Source organism: Granulibacter bethesdensis, assembly GCF_001889545.1.
Lineage (GTDB): Bacteria > Pseudomonadota > Alphaproteobacteria > Acetobacterales > Acetobacteraceae > Granulibacter > Granulibacter bethesdensis_B.
In genome coordinates this window covers 1,051,812-1,068,528 of record NZ_CP018194.1, presented here as the reverse complement: position 1 = coordinate 1,068,528, position 16,717 = coordinate 1,051,812, and the positions used below count along the sequence as shown (strand labels likewise).

Genomic DNA, 16,717 nt, shown 5'->3' with positions numbered 1-16,717 from the left:
CGTTATCGGAGAACCCGGATCGTGAAGCGTCGTTTCCTGCTCAGTGTGCTGGCTGCCAGCCCGCTGATTATCTTTGCTCCTCAAGCTCATGCTCTGGATGATACAAAGCCGCAGCAGGAGATAAAGCGGGAGCCTCTCATCGTGCATACGCATGATGGACGGTCCCTGCTGTTTCAGGTCGAGGTCGCCCGGACGATGGATCAGCAGACCATCGGTCTGATGTGGCGCAAATCAGTCCCGGCAGATGGCGGCATGCTGTTCGACTGGAACGCGCCACGGAACAGCCAGATGTGGATGCGCAATACGCTGGTTCCCCTTGATATGGTGTTCATCAACGAGGATGGCACGATCCGCGCCATTGCCGAGAATACGGTTCCCCGCAGCCTGTCGGTGATCGACAGCAACGGCCCGGTGCGTGCGACACTGGAACTGGCTGCCGGAACGACCGAGAAAAACGACATCCGTGTCGGTGACAGGATCACCACCCCGGCCATTGCCTCAATGGCCGAAGCAGCGTCTGCTCCCGCCCGTGCTCCTGCCAAAAAAACGGACTGAAACCTGGTGTATGCAGGATGAAAGATCGCCGCATCCACGTTCGGGAAGATAAGTCGGGCACACATTATTACGCGACCGACCGCACGCCTCCTTCCCTGCCTCCGGTTCCAGTGCGCGATCTGGCCAATGCCTGGGACGCGGCACGCGATGCGGCAGCTGCTCAGCATTGGGGGCCTCCCCGGCTTTTCCGCTTTGCCGGGACAGATGACAGGCCAGTGGAAATGGCCCTGACCGATGGTGATGCCCGGTGCTGGGCCTCCGCAATCGACGCAACCACCGGGCTGGATACCACACGGGGGATGTCCCTGCTGGTCCGCCTGCTTGCCCTGATCGACCTGATGAGCCGTGCTCCGGCTCTGCGGCCCTATTTCTCGATTCAAAAAGGTGAGGTCAACCTGCACCCGAGCCTGCTGCATCTGGCTGCCACCGAGACATTAAACGACACTGCCGGCTTTGATGCCCCCCTGTTCCAGTCAAGGCTGGCGGCGCTACCTACTTTCTGACCGCACTCCTGTCATCGGGAGTTTGGCCGAGACAGCAGCCATGACCCGGTTTACAACGCCGCGGCAGCGGTCATACGTCCGCGTCAGGGAAACAGGAGACGAACACATGACCGCAAAGCCGCCCGCGCTGAAACGCCTGATCCTGCTTGCTGCAGGCGGGCTGATGATCAGCGGTTGCGCCGCGAAGATGGATGCCAGGCAAAACCAGGTGGCGGCGGCCTGCGCCAAACAGGCCGATGAAATCTTTACAGCCCAGAACCCCGATGCGGTCTACAGCGCCGATCGTTATCATGGCGGCGTCATGGATGCTCCCTATGCCGGGATCGGTGCGCCTGGCGTCATCACGTCCGGACTGTCCGACAGCTACGGCCATAACCGGAATGTCATCAACTGCATCCGCCGCAATGGCGGCAGTGGTCAGCAACCTGTCGGCAGCCTTCTGCCCAGCACCAACATGCAGTCCAATTCCATGTGAACCGCCAGGGTCGGGACGCGGCCCATGCCGCGCCTGACCGCGCGACTTTCAGTTTGATCCAAGGAAACATCGCCATGAGCAAAATCATTCGCACGGAGCCGAACAGCATTCTCTCCGCCGCTGTTGAATATCACGGTTTCGTTTATCTTCAGGGCGTTGTCGCGGAAGACAGCACTCAGGACATTACAGGTCAGACACGCCAGGTTCTGGACCGCATCGACGCCCTGCTGGAACAGCACGGCACCGATGCCACCAGACTGCTTCAGGCTCAGGTGTGGCTGAAAAACCTCGCTGACCGTCCAGGCTTCAATGCCGTGTGGGAGGAATGGATCGCCCGTCATGGTGGTCACCCCCCGGTACGCGCCTGTGTGCAGGCCGAACTGGTAGACCCCAAAGGTCTGGTCGAGGTGATGGTCACAGCCTGCCGGTAACGAGTCGAAAATTCACAGGAAAGGCAGGCCTGAAATATGTGTCAGGCCTGCCTTTTTTCGTTTCATGACAATTATATCCCCCCTGCAGTCTGATCATGACCGCCGAATGGAGGATTCATGAAGAAGATTGTCATCTTTAGTGATTTACAGGGTTGTCAGCGACGCATCTCTGTTGCTAACCCATTGAATAGGTAATGGGGTGAACGGGGGTAGCATATGCTGGCATGGGCAACCGGCAAAAAGGTCTTGGGTTATGGAACAGCGATCGCGCTGTCCCTTCCACTTATGACCGGCACCGCTGAGGCACGTAGCAAACATGTTGCGGGTCGGCAAGCAGGGGTGTCACATAATCACCATGCATCGTTGCATATAAAACACAGTCTGCAATACGCCTCCCGTCACCGAACTTTTTCCGCCCTTCAATGCGTTCCCTACGCCCGCTCCGTCTCAGGGATTGAACTCAAGGGGAATGCTGCAAACTGGTGGGATGCCGCTGAAGGCGTCTATGCCAGAGGAAACACCCCGGAACCCGGCAGCATCCTCAATTTCCGCGCCAACGGTCATATGCGTCTCGGCCATGTCGCCGTCGTTGAGCAAGTGATCAACAGCCGCGAAGTTCTGATTGACCATGCCAACTGGCGCGGTCCCGGTGCCCGTGGAGGGGTCAGCAAAGGCATCTCCGTCGTCGACGTATCACCAAACAATGACTGGACCTCGGTTCGTGTGGCTCTGGGTCATTCGGACACGTATGGCAGCGTCTATCCCACCTACGGCTTTATTTACGATCGTCCAGAGGGACAGCCTGGATCAGTCACAAGGATGGCCTCGGCCTCCATTCCCGACATGAATCCGCCTCCGCGTAATCTGTCTCCTGCCCGCGGTCGTGTTGCAGCCGTGGTCGGTGGCTCTGACCAGCCAGTTTATCAGGAAGTTGCTCAGGCTCCCTCCTCCTCCCGCAAGCGGGGCATTGATCTCTCCGTTGGCAGACAGATAACTGCTGATCAGGTGGCGGGTTCCATGAATTTCGGTGCCGATCTCGCAACCGATTCGATCAATCATAATCTGCGCTAAATTATTCCCGACACCGCCAAAAACTGGCGCTGCCGTCGCTGTATGTGCTGATTGTAAAAAGGGCCTCGTATTCTTCAAAAACGAGGCCCTTTTTTCTGGCCTGATGACATGCCAGAAACCATGCCATGAAACTGTTTTCTGTCCTGCGCCATCCCAGGCTGGCCTGCTTGTGGAGCGGTCTTTCATTCTCAGCGATTGGTGACCAGCTCTACCTTGTTGCCCTCTCATGGGCAGCCGTGCAGGCATTCGGGGCCAATGCAGGATATCTGACCGCCTTTCAGGGGTTCTGTATTTTACTGGCCGCTTTTTTTGTTGGCCCATGGGCAGACCGAAAGCCACAATTTCGGGTGATGATCGGCGCTGATCTGATCCGCATGGTTTCCCTTGCTGCGCTGATCGGAGCATGGTTCATCCAGGGCGGCGTTTCTGCATCCTTTCTGCTTCAGGCGATTATTCTGATTGCACTGGGGCAGGCATTGTTCAGGCCGGCCCTTCAGGTTGTACTACCGCATCTGGTGCAGGATCAGAGCGAACTGCCTGCCGCCAATGCCCTGATGGATATGACAGACCGTGTTGCCAGACTGCTCGGACCGGTCATGATCAGCGTACTCGCGGGCCTGCTGCCACTGGTGCATTTTTTCACTGTCGATGCCATCACCTTCGTCATTTCAGCGATCGCGGTCTGGCTGACCGGTCGCAATCAGGTTCGCCAGGATGCCGCACCATCCCGCAACATACCGACGCCATGGCATGCCATTACTGCCAATCGCGGACACCCTTTGCTCTGGTATTCATTTCTTATCGGCCCGGTCGTCTGCGGTGCCTGGTATGCGATTGTTTATCTGGCCCTGCCATTGCTGATTACCCGGTTGCAGCCAGGAGCCTCCGGCCTGTCATCCTACGGCGCGGTGATTGCTGCCTACGGTGTCGGCAACGTGCTTGGCATGATGATCGTGGGCAACCGTCCCATTCCCGCCCTTCCTGCCTGCATGATGTTCGGAGGCACGGCACTGGTCGGAGCCGGTCTCGCCTGCATGACATTGGTGGCTTTACTGGCACCCCCTCACTGGATAGCTCCAGGTCTGATGATCTGTGCCGCCATAGCCGGTACGGGAGGGCCGTTCGAGGATATTCCCATTGCCATCCTGCGTCAGACCACACTGAACGCTCAGGACGTTCCCGCTTCGGCCCGTGGTTTTCTGATCAGCTATAATGGCGGCATGCTGGCCGGGTTGGCGATTGCGCCTTCCATGCTCGCTCTGACAGGGCCAATCGGATTGATCGCGGGAGGCGGGTTAAGCATTGTCGCCATCGGTCTGGCCGGCATTGTGCTCTATTTGCACACACCGGCCATGCAACCGTATCAGCTTCTGCAATGCTCGAACACAAGCACCGAACGCCCGGTCACCTGATACTGATCGCCCATCCGGAACAACGCACCGCCATCATCATCCGGGATATTCGTGTCAATCAGTAGTCTCCATTCCTCTCCCCCGGGGCAGTCCGGCAGCGTGAAGGAAACAACATCGTGCCATCCATTCAGGATGATCAACAGGCTGGCATCCTGACCCGGCTCTTTCACCCCGGTCGGCTGGGCACGGCCATCCAGCAGCATGGAGAAGGTGCGGGTATTACCGTTCTCCCATTCCTCCTGCGTCATGTCCTGACCGCTTGCAGATATCCAGCGCAGGCCTGTGATACCCGATTCATCATTACGATTTTCGCCGGGAAACCGGGCTCGCCACAGGATCGGGTGCTGTTGACGTAACGCGATCAGTTTCTGCGTAAACCGGATCAGGGAATGCCCCTTCTCCTGAATATCCCAGTCAACCCAACTGATCTCGTTATCCTGACAGTAGGCATTGTTATTGCCCTGCTGAGTGCGCCCGAATTCATCCCCTGCCAATATCATCGGGGTGCCGAGCGACAATAGCAGCGTACCCAGCATGTTTCTGATCTGGCGATGGCGTAACGTTTCAATGCCCTGATCATCAGTCGGCCCTTCGGCACCGCCATTCCATGAACGGTCATGGTCACTGCCGTCTTTATTATCCTCGCCATTCGCCTCGTTATGCTTGTCGTTATAGCTGACCAGATCATTGAGGGTGAAACCGTCATGGGCCGTCACGAAATTTACGCTGGCCCATGGCTTGCGGCCACGATGATCGAACTTATCAGGGGACCCTAACAGCCGTGGCGCCAGCGCCGCGGCACTTGCCTCGCCCCGCCAGAAATCGCGCGTCGTATCGCGGAACTGGTCATTCCACTCCGCCCAACCGGGTGGGAAACCGCCCACCTGATATCCGCCCGGTCCACAATCCCATGGCTCGGCGATCAGTTTCACACCTGCCAGCACAGGATCCTGCCCCACGGCACGCAGGAAGCCACTTTGAGTATCAAAGCCATCCGGCTCACGCGCCAGAATTGTGCCCAGATCGAAGCGGAAACCATCGACATGCATCTCCGTCACCCAATAACGGAGGCTGTCGGTCACCATCTGAATGACACGCGGATGGGACAGATTGAGCGTGTTCCCGGTGCCGGTATCATTGATGTAAAACCGCTTCTGATCAGGCAGAAGACGATAGTAGGTCGCGTTATCGATGCCCTTGAAAGACAGGGTCGCGCCTTTTTCATTGCCCTCGGCAGTGTGGTTGTAGACAACATCCAGAATCACCTCGAGCCCTGCATCGTGGAAGCGTGCCACCATTTCCTTGAATTCGGCCAGCACACGGTTGCGGTCGGCGGCGTAAAGCGGGTCCGGCGCAAAAAAGCCGATCGTGTTGTAGCCCCAGAAATTCGTCAGCCCTTTTTCAAGCAGGTGGCTGTCACGCACAAAGCTGTGAACAGGCAGCAATTCCACACTCGTCACGCCAAGAGCGCGGATATGATCCAGCACCGGCTTACTGGCCAACCCGGCATAGGTACCGCGTAAATGCGCTGGAATCTCCGGGTGACGCATGGTGTAGCCGCGTACATGGGTTTCATAGGTGATCGTGCGACCCCACGGAATGCCGGGACGGATCGCTTGCCCATGCCAGTCGAAATTCTGGTCTACCACCACACATTTCGGCATAAATGCCGCGCTGTCACGCTCATCGAAAGAAAGATCCTCCTGCTCCGAGCCGATCGTGTAGCCGAAACAGGCGGGATTCCAGTTCAGCTCTCCGATATGCACCCGTGCATAGGGATCGAGCAGAAGCTTATGAGGGTTGAAACGATGCCCGGCTTCCGGCTCATAGGGGCCATGGACACGGAAACCATAGACCGTACCCGGGCCGAGACCAGAGACATAGCCATGAAAGATTTCATCCGTATATTCCGGCAGAGTGATACGCTCTTTTTCCTTGGTGCCGCTTTCATCGAAGAGACACAGCTCCACCTTCGTGGCATGGGCGGAGAATAACGCGACATTAATGCCTTCTCCGTCCCAGATCGCTCCGCGCGGATGGGGCACGCCTTCACGAAGCCGACGCGAAACGATAGATGCCATGATACAATGTTCCCTGCTAAGCTCACGAATTCTGCGATTCAAAATTCCGGCCCGCGCATTCAAACGACCGCATGGCATCGTGAGTTGCAGCCATTCCTCTTGCACTCAGCCTTTCAGAAGCAATCCTTAACCATGACATCGTTGACCGTGCAGTATTATAGCCCTCTCCCTCTGTCTGCCGGGCCTGTCTCATCCGCCCCGGCCTCATCGGCGCTGGGGATTATTGGTCTCAACTGCCTCCCTTCCCTGCCGGAAAGCAGGGAGGAAACCGGGCCAGTGAGACTGATGGCTGATCTTCCACTCCTCTGGCCTGAGCGGGATGGTGCGGAACTGTGGCTTGCCTCTGACGCAACGCCGCGATGGGGCAGCCACCAGATTGGTCCTGACCAGGTAGTCAACGGAGAAAACAGTACGCTGTTTTTTGGCGCGGTCCGTATCAGCAATGATGTGCCGCTGCGGGAGGCCAGCTTCCGGGCCTATCAGGCGCTGTTCTCGGTCATTGATGAAAAAGGCTTTCCCCATCTGCTCAAGACCGCAAACTATATGCCGCGGATTCATGATATGGATGATGGGACGGAACGGTACCACCTGTTCAATCAGGGCCGGTTCGATGCATTCTCCGCCCGTGGACGGGAAGAAACCAGCGCCCCGGCCGCCTGTGCGCTTGGCACCGGAAGCGGAGGATTACTGATCTATGTTCTGGCAGGGCGTCAGGCGGGCATACCGGTGGAAAATCCTCGCCAGATCAGCGCCTATCGCTATCCTGAACAGTATGGGCCGCGCAGCCCGACCTTTTCCCGCGCCACCATTGCCGTCACTGGGGAACAGGATCGTTGTCTGTTCATTTCAGGTACCGCCGCCATCACCGGACATCAGAGCCTGCACCCGGACAATGTCATCGCCCAGACATGGGAGACTGTGGCCAATATCCGTGCCGTCCTGCAAGCAGCACAGCACAAAGGATTTCAGGGAGATGCGCAGGCACTCAGACTGAAGGCCTATATCCGGCATCCGACTGATCTGCCTGCTGTTCAGAGCATTCTGAACGATGCTTTCGGGCCAGATGCCACAGAATGCATTCTGCGCGCGGATATATGCCGTGCTGAGCTGCTGGTCGAAGTTGAAGGGTACTGTCCGGAACGTTAATCAGGGGAAAAACCGTTCCTGTCGACAGGAACGGTTTTCCACAGATGATTTTTGATCAATCAGGAACAGCTATCTTATAGCGGATCAGTATCCAGCGCATATCCGGCAGCCCGTACCGTACGCACCAGATCAACCTCGCCCTCGCCATTCACGGCCTTGCGCAGGCGACGAATATGTACATCCACCGTACGGGGCTCCACATGAATATCGGTACCCCAGACTGAATCCAGCAACTCCTCACGCGAGAAAACCCGCCGCGGATGTTGCAGGAAGAATTCCATCAGCCGGAATTCGGTCGGGCCGAGATGGATCGGACGGTTGTTCCGATGCACGCGATGGGTTGCCAGATCCATCGTAATGTCATGGAAGGTCAGCATGCCCTTCGCCGTTACCGGGCTGGCCCGACGCAACAACGCGCGAATACGGGCCTGAAGGGCCTGCATGTTGAACGGTTTGGTGATGTAATCATCCGCGCCTGTATTCAAGGCCCGAACCGCATCCTGATCCTCGACACGGGCAGTCACCATAATGATCGGCAGATCACGGGTGCCGGGTTTCCGACGTATCTGACGGCATACCTCGATACCCGACAGCCCAGGCAGCATCCAGTCCAGCAGAACCAAATCCGGCTGGACTTCCGACAGGCGGTGCAGGGCTTCCTGACCATCTGAAGCTTCCTCGACACGGAAGCCCTGCTTTTCCAGATTATAGCGCAGCATTGTCGCCAATGCCGCCTCATCCTCGACAATCAGCACTGTCGGACGCGTCTGCCCTGCCGGAGTTTCCGCAGGACGGGAACGGGTTTCTTCCTGTGCAAAGCGCATAATGATACAGTCTCCTCGCACCCGACGATTTCACATGCCCGTCAGGATGTCACATCCGGAGACGGGCGCGCCACCATGTAGGACGTGTTGTCGCTTTTGGGCCGTTCATCCGGCAAAGAATGGCCGGAGACGGTATAGAACACCGTCTCCGCGATATTAGTGGCGTGATCACCGATCCGTTCGAGATTTTTGGCAATAAACAGAAGGTGGGTGCAAGGCGTAATGTCGCGCGGATCTTCCATCATATAAGTAATCAGTTCACGGAAAATCGCATTGTACATATCGTCAATTGCTGTGTCGGAGCGCCAGACTTCTTCAGCACGGCTGGTATCATTCTCACCAACCGCATCAATGATCGTCTTCATATTCTGCTGAACAAGCTGGCCCATATGCGCCAGACCGGTCAGACTGAAAGGCAGCGAAAACTGGTTCAGCACGATACCGCGCTTGGCAACATTTTTGGAATAATCGCCAATGCGCTCCAGATCACTGGTAATTTTCAGCGAGGAAAGCACCATCCGCAGATCGATCGCCACCGGCTGGCGCAGCGCCAGAAGACGCACGATGAATTGCTGGATCTCGGTTTCCAGCGCATCAATCGCAGGGTCGACATCAATTGCGCGATTGGCAGCATCCATATCCTTGTTGATGATGGACGTCACTGCCAGAGCAAGCTGGTTTTCCACCATCCCGCCCATGCGCGTGATCATATCACTGAGCTGTTGAAGATCCTGCTCATAGCTTGAAACAATATGGGGTGAACCCAGTTGGTTGGTCATGGCATCAATTCCCGCGGGGTCAGCCGAAGCGGCCGGTGATATATTCCTGCGTGCGCTGCTCACGCGGGTTGGTGAACATGTCGAGCGCCGTGCCGACTTCAATCAGTTCGCCCATGTAGAAAAATGCGACACGATCCGCACAGCGCGCAGCCTGCTGCATGTTGTGTGTCACGATGGCGATGGTGAAATCGCGTTTCAGCTCATCCACCAGTTCCTCGATCTTCAAAGTGCTGATCGGATCAAGCGCGCTGGTCGGTTCATCAAGCAGAATGACTTCAGGTTTCACGGCGATGGTGCGCGCAATGCACAGACGCTGCTGCTGACCACCGGACATTCCGGCGGCAGCTGTATGAAGGCGATCCTTAACCTCGCTCCACAACGCAGCACGGGTCAGGGACCATTCGATCCGTTCATCCATCTCCGCCTTGGATAGTTTTTCGTGCAGGCGGATGCCAAACGCAATGTTCTCATAGATCGACATCGGGAATGGTGTCGGCTTCTGGAACACCATGCCGACACGGCTGCGCAGCACGTTCACATCGACATCTTTGCCGAGAACGTTCTCGCCATCCAACAGCACCTCACCCTCAGCACGCTGGCCGGGATAAAGCGCATACATCTTGTTCAGGATACGCAGCAACGTGGATTTACCGCAGCCGGACGGCCCGATCATACCCAGAACCTGACGCTCATGCACATCAAGTGAAATGGATTTCAGGGCCTTGTGCGAACCATAATAGAAATCGAGATTGCGCACGGCAATTTTCGGCTGGCTTTCAACCACGACACGGGATGCGGCCATTGCGGCCAGACCGGCAGCAGCGCTTCCGCCCGCATCATGGGAAACCGTCCGGGAAACCTGGGAAATAGTACTTACCATTGTCTCACTGCCTTCTGCCCAGAATGGCGCGGGCCAGTATGTTGAGGCCAAGGACGCCAAGTGTAATCAGCAGGGCGCCTGCCCATGAAAGAAGCTGCCAGTCCGAATAGGCAGAACCGGCAAATTTATAGATGGTCACTGGCAGGCTTCCCATTGGCTCTGCCAGATTCACCGACAGGTTGGGATTACCGAGGCTGGTGAACAACAGAGGTGCGGTTTCACCGGCGATACGGCTGATGCCCAGCAATACACCGGTTGCTATGCCATCAATGGCAGCCCGATAGCAGATGAAGGTAATCACCCGCCAGCGCGGCGCACCAAGAGCGACCGCGGCCTCCCGCAACTGGGCAGGCAGCAGGCGCAGCATATCCTCGGTCGAACGTACGACAATGGGAATGACCAGCACCGCCAAAGCCAGACAGCCTGCAATTCCGGAGAATGCCCCCGTCGGCCGCACGATCAGCTGATACATGAACAGACCGACCAGAATGGACGGTGCCGACAGCAGAATATCGGACACAAACCTGACCGCGCTGCTCAAGACAGAGCCACGCCCGTATTCCGCCAGATAGGTTCCGACCAGCAGCCCCAGCGGCGTACCGATCAACGTACCCAGTGCGGTCTGGATCAATGTCCCGACAATAGCGTTGCGCAGACCACCATTGGAACCGGGGGCACCTTCATCGTGAGTGAAGACCGACAGGGAAAGACCCGCCAGACCGTTTTTAAGCAGGGTGAACAGAATCAGCGCCAGCGCAGCCAGACCGAGCAATGTCGCGAAACTGCACAGGCCAACGATAAGACGGTTTATCAACTGCCGTCTGCTGTTGAGACGAAGCGCTGCCTGGCTTTTTGTGACAGGGCCATTCCGGGGCATTTTTGCACCCGCCGAGGCCATATTGGAAAGCACAGTTGTCATGCCCTGGCTGCCCCTGCTGAGCGTGACCGCATCAGAAAGCGGGATGTTGCCAGCACGATAAAGGAGATGACAAACAAAATGAAACCCAACGCGAAAAGAGAGGAAAACTGAAGGCCGCCCGGATTGCTTTCCGGAAACTGGAGCGCGACCAACGATGCAATCGTATTACCGGGACCGAAAATACTGGTGGCGATCCGGTTGGTGTTACCGATCACGAAGGTTACCGCCATGGTTTCACCAAGGGCGCGTCCAAGGCCGAGCATGATACCGCCTACAACCGATACCCGCGTGTAGGGCACCACGACGGAGCGAACGACTTCCCAGATCGTGCAACCAAGGCCATAGGCGCTTTCCTTGAAAATGCCGGGCACAGTGGCAAACACATCGCGCATCGTTGCGGCAATGAACGGTACGATCATCAACGCCAGGATCAACGAGGCCGTGAGAATACCATTCCCGTAGGCAGGACCGGCAAAGCGATCTGCCAACCAGCCTGTCACCGGGCCAAGAACCGGCACGTTTTCCTCGGCATCAGCCAGCGAACCAAAAAACGAAATAATGGAAGGCTGAATTTTCGTCATGAAAGGAACAATAATGAAAAAGCCCCACATACCGTAAATGATGGAAGGCACAGCTGCGAGCAGCTCAATTGCGATCCCAACCGGACGGCGAACCCATTGCGGAGCCAGTTCGGTTAGATAAACGGCAATTCCGAATGCAATCGGGACAGCAATTATCAGTGCAATCACCGATGTGATAATGGTTCCGTAAATAGCGACCAGTGCACCGTACACGTTATGTGGTGGGTTCCAGGCCGATGACACCAGGAATTCAAGGCCAAATGCCCGGAACGCCGGCAAGCCGCCGATGAACAGCATCAGGATGATCGCGCCTAACAAAGTCAGTACGAACAATCCGGCCACTCTTACCAGAGCGCCAAAAATCCTGTCACCGGTCTGGGATGGCGGCTTCCTTTTTCCGCTACCCTGTCCGGGGGGAAGTGAAAAGGCCGCTTTCTTATCTATCTGCTGAACTGAGGCCATTCTGCCGCGGGCCGATTAAGGCGCGCCCCGTTTGTCATGATCCAAAAATAGCGTAGGCCCCCTGCATTCAGTCAGGTAAGCCTGCCGCCTCGGTGCGGCACCTACAGCACCGCACCGAAACGGGGAGAGCGTCCCGGTTTGATCAGAAAACCGGCTTGCCGTCCGGACCCTTGATACCATCGTGCCAGGCGGCGCGAATGGTGTCCTTCACGGATGCGGGCAGCGGGATGTATTGCAGATCGGAAGCCAGAGCGTCGCCATTTTTAAAGCCCCAGTCAAACAGCTTCAGCACGGCAGAGGCTTTTTCGGCGCTGGTCGGGTCAGTCGGAACCAGTACGAAAGTGGCGCTTTCGATTGGCCAGGAAGTATCGCCTGCCTGATCATTCAGATCGATGGCGAAGTTCTGCGCCTTGGTCCAGTCAGCTGCCGCAGCGGTGGCTGCGAAATTGGCGGGAGTCGGAGCCACAAACTTACCGGCCTTGTTCTGCAGCTGGACAGTCACCAGATGGCTCTGGGTAGCATAAGCGGCCTCGACATAGCCGATGCTGCCTGGAATCTGCTGCACGGTGCCAGCCACACCGGCGCTGCCCTTGGCACCCGAACCGGCGGGCCAGCTGATGGAGGTCGCACGACCGATCTTGGAAGCCCAATCGCTGTCAACCAGAGACAGATAATCGGTGAACACGAAGGTCGTGCCAGAGCCATCAGCGCGATAAACCGGTGCGATCGCGAGACGTGGCAGCTTGATACCCTTGTTGATTTCCTGGATCTTCGGGTCATTCCATTTGGTGATCGTGCCTGCATAGATTGCAGCGATGATCGGACCAGTGAGCTTCAGCTCGTTGCTCTTGATGCCCGGGATATTGACGATGACATCCACTGCCCCCATCGCGCTGGGGAATTGCAGCAGTTTATGGGCACGCAGTTTATCGGCGGACACCGGGGCATCAGAGGCGCCAAAATCCACGGTCCGGTTGAAAATCTGGGTCTGCCCGGCGCCTGACCCGATCGCCTGATAGTTCAGCGACACGCCCGTGGAGGGTTTTGCCTGCTCCGACCACTTGTCATAAAGCGGCGCTGCGAAAGAAGAGCCAGCGCCGACAACCTGCTGCGCCTGCGCGCAAGCCGGAGCGATCAAGCCAGCGCCAATCAGCACGGCAGCAATTGCCGAGGGAGCGAATTTCATGCGTCCTCCTGGATAATACCACTTCGAAACGGATCAGACCTGATGGCTGCCATAGCCCCTCAGGTCATCCCGCTTCCAATACCCCAAAACCGTGCATATTCCTGCGAATCAAGCCGGCTGAAGCGAGGCGGACCCTACGGGATATCCAAGACGCAACAATGACAAACAGATGACAGTTATATGACAAACACAGAATGTCACATTCACAGAACACAGCCGCAAATGTGACATTCAGGTCGTATTCAGGCATGCCCCGCCGGCAGAAGTTGCAGCAATGCCTCGGCACCAACACGGGTGCAGAAATCACCGAACCCTTCTTCAGCCTGCCGGTCGCGGGCAAAGGCTGCGAACAGCCTGTCCAGTGTTGGCTCGATCTGTTCTTCCTTGATCCTGTCAAGCAGGCGGAAGGACAGTCGCGTGCCTTCGAAATCGCCACCAACATAGATCGCGTAATGGCCAGGCATACGCCCAACCAGCCCGATATCGCCCGCATAAGTGCGTGCGCACCCGTTGGGGCAACCTGTAATCCGCAACGAAATACGTTCGTTTTTCAGCCCGTGACGGTCCAGCACCTGCTCCAGCCCGGCCACCATCGGGTCTCTCACCCGCTCCGCCTCCGTCAGGGCGAGACCGCATGTCGGCAGGGCCGGACAGGCCAGTGTCCAGCGTGCCAGCGGAGTCAGATCTTCGGTAAGGGTCACACCCGCATCACGCAGATGGGCCTCGATCGCGTTCCGGTGTGCCGGATCGACATCCACCAGGAACAGATCCTGCTGCCCCGTCATCGTGACATTGACCTGATATGTCTGAACAATCTCCCTGATTGCCCGGCGCAGATGCACAGCGTCCGTATCGGCGATACGCCCGGACGGAACGGGGATACCCAGCCATAGCCGCCCATCTCCCTGCTCGTGCCAGCCCAGCAGTTCCGGCATCCGGAACGGCTCCATCGGTAGCGGTTCAGCGAAGGGTTTGCCGAAATAGGTGACCAGTTCGGCTTTCACCCAATCCACCCCACGGTCATCAACCACATATTTCAGGCGTGCCCGACGGCGATTGAAGCGGTCACCATAGTCACGCTGAAGCCTGATGACAGCCTCAACGCCTGCCAGCAATTCATCGGGTCCAACAGAGCCGATGACCGTTCCCAGACGTGGATAGGTCTCCGGCTTGTTATGGGTCATGCCAAGCCCGCCACCGACCGCCATGTTATAGCCCAGCAGTGTATCACCTTCGAAAATCGGAATGATCCCGAGATCATTGGTCAACACGTCGATCGTATTATCGGAGGGAGTGGCGATGCCTATCTTGAATTTACGCGGCAGGTAGGTCTCACCGTATAACGGCTCCTCCTCTGCCTCCGTGCCCAGATCAGCGCGGGCGGCCTCATCCAGAAAGATTTCGTGGTAGGCATGAGTCTTGGGTAGCAAAGCACGGGACAGGAAACTTGCATCCGCTTCCAGCCGTGCATGCACGGCATCACGGATCGGGGCCGGTGTGGTTGTCACGTTGCGCACCACATCCCCGCAAGCCGCCTGGGTCGTCAACAGTGTCCTGTTGATAGCGGCAATGGTGGGCTTCAGATTACCCTTGATAATACCGTGAAACTGGATCGCCTGACGCGTCGTGATACGCAGCGTGCCATTGGAGTATTCATCAGCCAGCCCATCCAGGGCCAGATATTGCGCGGCGGTCATACGCCCGCCCGGCATACGGACGCGCAACATGAAGGAGTATTCCTTCTCCAGCTTCTGCTGTTTGCGCGCAGTCGCAGTGTCACGGTCGAACTGCTCGTAAGAGCCATGGAATTTCAGAAGATTGTAGCCATCCTCACTGACCTGAAGGCCACCCTCCGCCAGCTCCTCCGCCAGACGACCGCGCAGGCCATGGCTGGTTTCCTTAAGAAGCTCCACGCCACTGCGCTTGGGAGAAACGGTTCCGTCCATGGCTTACGCCCCAATCATATCAAATTCCGGCGGCCCGGATCCCACAATCCGCTCCGCAATATCACGAGGGGGGAAAGCCGGTCATTACCCGCCTTCCCCCATATAGTCAGTATACCGCTTCAGAGCCAGCGTTACCGGCAGCTCTACCTGTTACGGCGCGTGATCATGCCTCTTCAGGCAGTTTTACAACGCGCAGATAAGGCTTCAGCGTCTTCCAACCCTGCGGGAACTGTTCCTTCGCAGCATCATCGGAGGTGCTGGGCGGGATGATGGCTTCTCCCCCCTTCTCCCAGTTCACAGGCGTTGCCACCTTGAATTTGTCAGATGTCTGAAGGCTGTCCACAACGCGCAGGATTTCCTTGAAGTTGCGGCCTGTGCTGGGCGGATAGGTCAGGGTCAGGCGGACCTTCTTGTTCGGATCAATAATGAACACGGCACGCACGGTAACGTTGGGGTCCGCTTCGGGATGGATCATGCCGTAAAGGGTACTGACCTTTCGATCCGCATCGGCGAGGATCGGGAATTTCACTGTCTGGCCCTGGGTTTCAGAAATATCAGCTTCCCAGCCCTTGTGGTTTTCGCCCGTGTCGACTGACAGACCAATCACTTTAACATTACGCTTTTCCCATTCCGGGGCCAGGCGGGCGGCTTCTCCCAGTTCCGTCGTGCAGACGGGGGTGAAGTCTTTGGGATGGCTGAACAAAATGCCCCATGACTGACCCAGCCATTCATGAAAGCGAATCTTTCCCTGATTACTGTCCTGCTCGAAATCAGGAGCCGTCTGACCAAGCTGAATGCTCATTTATAGTCCTCCTGGAGTATCCGTGCCCAAATCACGTTTTTGCATCGGCTTCCACACATATCACAAAGGACAAATGTGGTTAACGCTTGCAGCCCCATGCCGCATATGCATATGGAACATGACACACTGCATGCGGACAGAACCGTGACCAGCAAGCGATCAGATAACGAAAGTAATTGGCTCGGCCGCCGGCCGACGCAAGCCTGCCGCAGCCGCTCTTTTCAGCAGATCGTCCAGCGTGATGGCGGCCAGCTGGGCACGGAGGGTCTCTTCCAGCTCTGCCCAAAGCCGGTCAACCACCGCGACCTGCAACCGGCCGGTAGGACCTTCATGCCCCTCCCCGTCATCAGCCACAGCGACGGCCACGATATCGGACACCCTGATATCACGTTTGGGGCGGCCCAGACGGTAACCACCGCGTGGTCCACGGACACTTTCCAGAAGGCCGGCCCGCGACAGGGATTGAAGCAGCGGCTCCATTCCCCTGCGTGCAAGGCCTATACGTTCCGCGATATCCGCGGCACTGACAGTATTGGTACGACTGCCATGGAAACCGACATCCAGCATAACGGAAATCGCCACCATGGCCCGATCACGACGCAGCAGCATGACGAGTCCTTAAATCACCGTTGCAAAGGGTGATATAGAGTTATGACGATAAGTG

The 16,717-nt window shown here is 57.2% G+C and carries 17 protein-coding genes; 7 read left to right on the top strand and 10 right to left on the bottom strand.

Going from position 1 to position 16,717, the window contains the following annotated elements; genetic code table 11:
* Positions 1 to 21 precede the first annotated feature (21 nt).
* From GbCGDNIH8_RS04740 to GbCGDNIH8_RS04715, 6 genes are all read left to right on the top strand, one after another.
* On the top strand, positions 22 to 555 hold the full coding sequence (locus GbCGDNIH8_RS04740; protein ID WP_072572291.1) for a DUF192 domain-containing protein: 534 nt from the start codon (positions 22 to 24) through the stop codon (positions 553 to 555).
* A 17-nt stretch (positions 556 to 572) separates the two neighbouring features.
* A complete protein-coding gene (locus GbCGDNIH8_RS04735; protein WP_072572290.1) occupies positions 573 to 1,058 on the top strand; it encodes a hypothetical protein in 486 nt (161 codons plus the stop codon).
* A gap of 106 nt (positions 1,059 to 1,164) precedes the next feature.
* Entirely contained in the window at positions 1,165 to 1,533 is a 369-nt protein-coding gene (locus tag GbCGDNIH8_RS04730) for a hypothetical protein (RefSeq protein ID WP_072572289.1), read from the top strand.
* 74 nt (positions 1,534 to 1,607) lie between these two features.
* On the top strand, positions 1,608 to 1,964 hold the full coding sequence (locus tag GbCGDNIH8_RS04725; protein WP_072573644.1) for a RidA family protein: 357 nt from the start codon (positions 1,608 to 1,610) through the stop codon (positions 1,962 to 1,964).
* A gap of 363 nt (positions 1,965 to 2,327) precedes the next feature.
* Complete coding sequence (locus GbCGDNIH8_RS04720; RefSeq protein ID WP_253736115.1) at positions 2,328 to 3,035, top strand: CHAP domain-containing protein; 708 nt, start codon at positions 2,328 to 2,330, stop codon at positions 3,033 to 3,035.
* A gap of 125 nt (positions 3,036 to 3,160) precedes the next feature.
* Entirely contained in the window at positions 3,161 to 4,447 is a 1,287-nt protein-coding gene (locus GbCGDNIH8_RS04715; protein ID WP_072572287.1) for an MFS transporter, read from the top strand.
* On the opposite strand, the gene glgX is transcribed toward GbCGDNIH8_RS04715, so the two are convergent.
* Positions 4,399 to 6,528, bottom strand: coding sequence for a glycogen debranching protein GlgX (glgX, locus tag GbCGDNIH8_RS04710; protein WP_072572286.1), 2,130 nt, complete (start codon positions 6,526 to 6,528; stop codon positions 4,399 to 4,401). The genes GbCGDNIH8_RS04715 and glgX overlap by 49 nt on opposite strands.
* Positions 6,529 to 6,660: 132 nt before the next feature.
* On the opposite strand from glgX, the gene GbCGDNIH8_RS04705 reads away from it, so the two are divergent.
* A complete protein-coding gene (locus GbCGDNIH8_RS04705; RefSeq protein ID WP_157692546.1) occupies positions 6,661 to 7,674 on the top strand; it encodes a chorismate transformation FkbO/Hyg5 family protein in 1,014 nt (337 codons plus the stop codon).
* 74 nt (positions 7,675 to 7,748) lie between these two features.
* On the opposite strand, the gene phoB is transcribed toward GbCGDNIH8_RS04705, so the two are convergent.
* From phoB to GbCGDNIH8_RS04660, 9 genes are all read right to left on the bottom strand, one after another.
* Positions 7,749 to 8,498 carry a phosphate regulon transcriptional regulator PhoB gene (gene phoB, locus GbCGDNIH8_RS04700; protein WP_072572284.1) on the bottom strand — a complete coding sequence of 250 codons (750 nt, stop codon included), beginning with the start codon at positions 8,496 to 8,498 and terminating at the stop codon, positions 7,749 to 7,751.
* Between the two features lie 41 nt (positions 8,499 to 8,539).
* Positions 8,540 to 9,277: a phosphate signaling complex protein PhoU gene (gene phoU, locus GbCGDNIH8_RS04695; protein WP_072572283.1), complete on the bottom strand. Its 738-nt coding sequence runs from the start codon at positions 9,275 to 9,277 to the stop codon at positions 8,540 to 8,542.
* A 19-nt stretch (positions 9,278 to 9,296) separates the two neighbouring features.
* Entirely contained in the window at positions 9,297 to 10,079 is a 783-nt protein-coding gene (gene pstB / locus GbCGDNIH8_RS04690) for a phosphate ABC transporter ATP-binding protein PstB (RefSeq protein WP_072573643.1), read from the bottom strand.
* An 82-nt stretch (positions 10,080 to 10,161) separates the two neighbouring features.
* Positions 10,162 to 11,034 (bottom strand): phosphate ABC transporter permease PstA, encoded by an 873-nt coding sequence (gene pstA, locus GbCGDNIH8_RS04685; protein WP_072573642.1) that lies wholly within the window; start codon positions 11,032 to 11,034, stop codon positions 10,162 to 10,164.
* 38 nt (positions 11,035 to 11,072) lie between these two features.
* Entirely contained in the window at positions 11,073 to 12,119 is a 1,047-nt protein-coding gene (gene pstC / locus GbCGDNIH8_RS04680) for a phosphate ABC transporter permease subunit PstC (RefSeq protein ID WP_216635439.1), read from the bottom strand.
* 142 nt (positions 12,120 to 12,261) lie between these two features.
* The gene (gene pstS / locus GbCGDNIH8_RS04675) at positions 12,262 to 13,305 is read right to left on the bottom strand and encodes a phosphate ABC transporter substrate-binding protein PstS (RefSeq protein WP_072572282.1); all 1,044 of its coding nucleotides are present in this window, start codon (positions 13,303 to 13,305) and stop codon (positions 12,262 to 12,264) included.
* A 242-nt stretch (positions 13,306 to 13,547) separates the two neighbouring features.
* A complete protein-coding gene (locus tag GbCGDNIH8_RS04670; protein ID WP_072572281.1) occupies positions 13,548 to 15,251 on the bottom strand; it encodes an NADPH-dependent assimilatory sulfite reductase hemoprotein subunit in 1,704 nt (567 codons plus the stop codon).
* Positions 15,252 to 15,414: 163 nt separating this feature from the next.
* Complete coding sequence (locus GbCGDNIH8_RS04665; protein WP_072572280.1) at positions 15,415 to 16,053, bottom strand: peroxiredoxin; 639 nt, start codon at positions 16,051 to 16,053, stop codon at positions 15,415 to 15,417.
* A gap of 159 nt (positions 16,054 to 16,212) precedes the next feature.
* Complete coding sequence (locus GbCGDNIH8_RS04660) at positions 16,213 to 16,662, bottom strand: RrF2 family transcriptional regulator (RefSeq protein ID WP_072572279.1); 450 nt, start codon at positions 16,660 to 16,662, stop codon at positions 16,213 to 16,215.
* Positions 16,663 to 16,717: the final 55 nt, after the last annotated feature.